Genomic DNA, 5,129 nt, shown 5'->3' on the forward strand with positions numbered 1-5,129 from the left:
GGCGCGGAGGGCGACGACGGCCGCGGCGGCCAGGAAGAGGGAGCCGGCCAGCAGCGCCCGGGAGAACCCGCCGGTGAGCGACGGGCCGCCTCCGGTGGCGCCGCTAGGCGTCCCGGCGCAGCGCGGCGGCGATCTGGTCGGCCTGGGACTGCTGCTCCACGAGCTGGCGCAGCAGCCACAGGCGCAGGACGCGGGTCACGGCGGCGGCCAGGTAGAGGGCCGCGCCGAGGACGGTCACCGCCAGGAAGCCGATGGCGAGCGTCTGCAGCGAGCCCACGTCCCGCAGGTCGTCCTTGGTGAGGGAGACGTTGTAGGCGACGAGGGTCCCGGCGACGCCGGCGACCATGGCCAGGATCCCGGCGATCCGCGCCGCCCCGTCGAACCGGGACCCGTCGGTCTTCAGCCGCTGCTTCGCGACGTCGTCCTTGAACTGCTGGCGCCGTTCCTCAGTGAGCATGATGGGGTCAACCTCCCAGGTAGTCGCTGGACAGCCGGTCTTCGATCTCGGCGGGCGGGCCGGCCGCCACCACGCGCCCGTGCAGCATCAGCGCGGCGGTGTCGGCGATCGGCAGGACGGCGCGGGCGAACTGCTCCGCGACCAGCACCGACAGGCCGCCCTCGACCAGCTCGGCGACCGTCTCGTACATCCGGGTGACGATCATGGGCGCGAGGCCCATGGACAGCTCGTCGAGCAGCAGCACCGCGGGGTCGCTGCCGAGCGCGCGCGACAGCGCGAGCATCTGCTGCTCGCCGCCGGACATGGATCCGGCGAGCTGGTGGCGGCGCTCGCCGAGGATCGGGAAGCGGGCGTAGGCCCGCTCCTCCAGGTCCTCCAGCCGGGCGCCGGCCCCGGTGGCGGCCCACAGGTTCTCCCGCACCGTCAGGTTGGGGAAGATCCCGCGGCCCTCGGGGATGGCGCAGACGCCGAGGCGCGCCGCGTCCTGCGCCGAGACGCCGTTCACCCTGCGCCCGGCGAACAGCAGGTCCCCGCCGGTCGGCGGGTGCAGGCCCGCGCACACCCGCATCGTGGTCGACTTGCCGCCGCCGTTCGGGCCGAGCAGCGCCAGCAGCGAGCCGGGCCGCAGCGCCAGGTCGACGCCGTGCAGGACCTCGATGGCGCCGTAGCCCGCCCGGATCCCCCTCAGTTCGAGCAGCGGTTCCGGGGACGCGGCGGCGGCCGGTCCGGTGGTCGTGTCCGGTTCAGGCATGACTCGCCTCCTCGGTGCCGATGTAGGCGGCGATGACCTCCGGCGACTCCTTGATCTCCCGCGGGGCGCCGGAGGCGATCAGCGCGCCGTAGTCGAGGACGTGGATGGTCGAGCACAGCCGCATGACCAGCGGCAGGTCGTGCTCGACCAGGCAGATCGCGAGCCCTTCGGCGGCGAGGCCGGTGAGCATCTCGGCGAACGCCTCCGTCTCGCGCTCGGTCTGGCCGGAGGCAGGCTCGTCCAGCAGCAGCACGCGCGGCGAGGTCATCAGCGCGCGCGCCACCTCCACGACCCGGGCCCGCCCGATCGGGATGTCGGACACGTCGCGGTCGGCGACGTCCGTGAGGCCCGTGCGCTCCAGGACGCGGTCGGTCTCCTCGTCCAGGTCGAACCGTTTGCGGGTCGTGGCGCGCAGGACGTCGCCCGCGACGCGGACGTTGTCGCGCACGGACAGCGACAGGAACAGCTCCAGCCGCTGGAACGTCCGCGCCATGCCGCGCCGGGCGCGCCTGGCCGGGGACAGCCGGGTGACGTCGTCCCCGTCCAGGAACACCTGGCCGGACGCGGGCCTCTGCAGGCCGGTGATGGTGTTGAACATCGTGGTCTTGCCCGCGCCGTTCGGGCCGATGAGCCCGGTGATGCGGCCTTCGTCCATGGTGAGGCTCACGTCGTCCACGGCGGTGTTGCCGCCGAACCGGACGGTGACGCCGCGGGTCGCGAGCAGGGGCGGGCTCTCAGGCATTGACCGTTCCCTTCAGGCCGAGTTCGCGGTCGAGGCGGACGCGCAGCTCGTCGGTGTAGGGCTCGTCCACGCCGGCGAGCTCCAGCGGCACCGGGCGGGCCTTGCGCCCCTCCTCCAGGTAGGCGCGGCCCACGGCGGGCAGCAGCAGGACGACGCACAGCGCGGCCAGCGCGAACGTCCACGTGCCGATCACGCCGGTCAGCGCGAGGACGTACAGGACGGCGCCGAGCGCCCCCGCCCCGAACAGCGGCGGGCGCGCGGTCCGGATCGCCCGGTAGCCGTCGACGAGGTCGTGGACGAACCCGCTCGGGTTCCGGCCGACGCCCATCCCGACCAGCGCCGTCCCGACGAGGACGAGGTGGCCGAGCGCCCGGTAGACGGTGGCCATGCCCTCGTTCTCCAGGGCCAGGTCGCCGAGCGTGGAGACGAGAACGGCCGAGCCGACGCCCGCCATCAGCCCGCCGAACAGGGCGCCGCTGAGGTAGCCGATGCCCGCCACCACGACGAGCATGAGCAGGGCGAGGCTGCCGGTGAACGAGAAGTTCTCCTGCGCGACGGTCCCGGTCGCCGCCGACATCAGCACGCCGCCGAGCCCCGCGATCGCCGCGGAGATCATGAAGACGCTGAGCTTCAGCCGGACGAGGTTCTGCCCGAGCATCGCCGTCGCCGCCGGGCTGTCCTTCATCGCCGCGAGGCGCCGGCCGTAGCCGCTGCCGCGCAGCGCCGCGAGCCCGACGGCGATGAGCGCGAACAGCACGGTCGCGGTCATCAGCGAGGTCGTCCCGTTCCGCAGGTCCAGCGGGCCGGCCTTGAGGGGCGGGACGACGAGCGCCCCGTCCGGGAAGAGGGTGAACCTCATCCCGAACAGCTCGTGCTCGGTGGTGTCGCGCAGCACCATGTTCGACAGGAACTCGCCGAACGCCATGGTCGCGAGCGCCAGGTACAGGCCGCGCAGCCGCAGCGCCGGCAGCGCGACGAGCCCGCCGACCAGCGCCGCCGCCGCGACGCCGAGCAGCACGCCCTGGAGGTTCGTCCGGGCTCCGAGCCCGCTGCCCTGCACGCCGAAGTGGAACGCCACCACCGTCGCGACCGCCCCGAACGCCAGCGGCGCGAGGTTCAGCTCGCCCGCGTAGCCGGTGAGGACGGTCAGCGACAGCGCGATGATCGCGAACGTCATGCCGAGCGAGAACGTGGTGACGGCGCCGTCCGACAGCAGCAGGCTGTAGAGGTAGACGACCGCGACCAGCACGAGCCCCCACACCGCCGCGGACCGCACGGTCGGCGGCCGGTACCGCTCGCGGGTCCGGATCGCGGCCCCGCGCAGCCGGTCCTGGGGCAGCACCACCAGCACCACGAACAAGATGATCATTGGCAGCGAGACGCGCAGGTTGCCGGTGAACGTGCCCGCCGACGGCAGGTAGGCCAGCACGTAGTTCGCGGCCAGGCCGAGCACCATCGCGCCGGCGAACGTCCGGGGGATGCTGCGCAGCCGCCCGAACATCGCCGCCGCGAACGCGTCGATCACCAGCAGCGTCAGCGCGTTGGCGTCCAGCCCGCCGCCGCTGATGGGCACGATCAGCACCCCGGCGAGCACGGCCAGCGTCGACCCGAGCGCCCACGACAGCATCGCGGCGCGCTCCGGGTCGTGGCCGTTCAGCCGCAGCAGGTCGGGGTCGTCGACGGACCCGCGCATCACCACGCCGACCCGGCTGCGGGTGAACAGCACCCGCAGCCCGGCCGCGATCGCGACGGCGGCGACCAGGCACACGATCTCGTGGTACCGGACCACCACCCCCGCGATCGTGATCTTCGAGCCCGCGCCGAAGAACATGGCGACGGTGTGGGCCTCGTCGGGGTTCCAGATCCACTGCGCCAGGTAGACGGTCCCGAGCAGCACCGCCACCGTCACGATGATCTTCGTGACGTCGGCGGTGCCGCGCAGGCCCCGCATGATGGCGGCGTGCAGGGCGGCGCCCATCGCCGGGCCGGCGACGCCGACCACGACGATCAGCGCGAGCCACGCCGGCCAGCCCCACCGCTCGGTGCAGTGCCAGTACAGGAACGTTCCGAACATGGCCTGCGCGCCATGCGCGAAGTTGAAGATTCCCGAGGTGTTGTACGTCAGCACGAGCCCCGAGGCCGCGATGGAGTACACCGAGCCGAGGACCAGGCCGAGAATGGTGTAGGTCAGGAACGTGGTCACGTGGTCACCGCCACTTGTTCACCGCCATGGGGAGGACGCCTCCGGCCGCCGTCGCGGTCAGGACGCCTGGGGCTTGATGACGTCGCCGGTCAGGAACTTCGTGGAGATCCGGTCGTCGTTGAGCTGCGTCCCCCACGTCTTCGGGTCCGTCTTGACGACGAAGTCGCCGCCGCACTCGAACTCGCCGACGTTCTTCGGGTACACCTGCTCGTACCTGGTCTTGTTCAGCTTGACCATGAGCGAGCACGACGCCGGCTTGTTGCTGCCCGGGTCGGTCGGCGCGTGCAGGCCGCCGCCCGTCCACTCGTGCACCTTCGACAGCTCGTTGATCACGCACTGCCGGGTCAGATCCGAGCCGCACTTGCTCGCGGACTGCGCCCACAGCAGGAACGCCGAGGTGGCCTGCATGCCGAGCAGCGCGACCTTGCCCTTCTTCGCGTTGACGAGGTCGGTGTACTGCTTGACCGCCGGGACCTTGTCCGCGTTCTCCAGCGGCTGGAAGATCATGCCGACGTGCAGGCGGTCACCCGCGCCGGAGGTGTTCCACTTGGAGACCAGCGAGCTGTACCAGGTCGCCTCGAACACGTAGGTGGGGTCGGCGCCCGCCCGCTCGATCGACTCCAGCAGGTTGAACTGCCCCGGGTCGGGCGAGTCGGACGTCCACAGGTACTTCGCCCCGCAGTCCTTGATCTTCTTGGCGAACGGCATGTAGCTGCTCTCGCCCGCGTCGTTCAGCCGGACGCCGCACTCCAGCGGCTTGACGCCGATCCCCTTCATCGCGCTCGCGACCTTGTTGGTGCCGGTGCTGACGGCCGGGGACGTCGACAGCAGCAGGTCCGTCTTGTCCTTGTAGTCGGGGAACATCTTCTGCGCGATGCGCAGCGCGCCGATGTTCATCATGTCCACCGGGTACGGGGGTCGGGAAGAGGCCGTCGGCGACGGCTCGTCCTGTTCAGCGCTCACTCGGGGCTCACTC

General features: G+C 71.9%; 4 protein-coding genes and 1 pseudogene. All 5 read right to left on the minus strand.

Annotated elements, in window-relative coordinates; genetic code table 11:
• Positions 1–103: 103 nt before the first annotated feature.
• Positions 104–457 carry a hypothetical protein gene (locus tag AB0C69_RS37755; RefSeq protein WP_345179323.1) on the minus strand — a complete coding sequence of 118 codons (354 nt, stop codon included), beginning with the start codon at positions 455–457 and terminating at the stop codon, positions 104–106.
• A gap of 7 nt (positions 458–464) precedes the next feature.
• Positions 465–1,208, minus strand: a complete 744-nt coding sequence (locus tag AB0C69_RS37760; RefSeq protein ID WP_360360609.1) for an ABC transporter ATP-binding protein — start codon at positions 1,206–1,208, stop codon at positions 465–467.
• A complete protein-coding gene (locus AB0C69_RS37765; RefSeq protein WP_360360612.1) occupies positions 1,201–1,950 on the minus strand; it encodes an ABC transporter ATP-binding protein in 750 nt (249 codons plus the stop codon). The genes AB0C69_RS37760 and AB0C69_RS37765 overlap by 8 nt, the downstream gene beginning before the upstream one ends.
• On the minus strand, positions 1,943–4,153 hold the full coding sequence (locus AB0C69_RS37770; RefSeq protein WP_360360615.1) for an ABC transporter permease: 2,211 nt from the start codon (positions 4,151–4,153) through the stop codon (positions 1,943–1,945). The genes AB0C69_RS37765 and AB0C69_RS37770 overlap by 8 nt, the downstream gene beginning before the upstream one ends.
• Positions 4,154–4,210: 57 nt before the next feature.
• Positions 4,211–5,129 (minus strand): annotated as a pseudogene (locus AB0C69_RS37775) (hypothetical protein); the annotation flags it as partial.

The organism is Actinomadura sp. NPDC048032, assembly GCF_040653175.1.
GTDB lineage: Bacteria > Actinomycetota > Actinomycetes > Streptosporangiales > Streptosporangiaceae > Spirillospora > Spirillospora verrucosospora.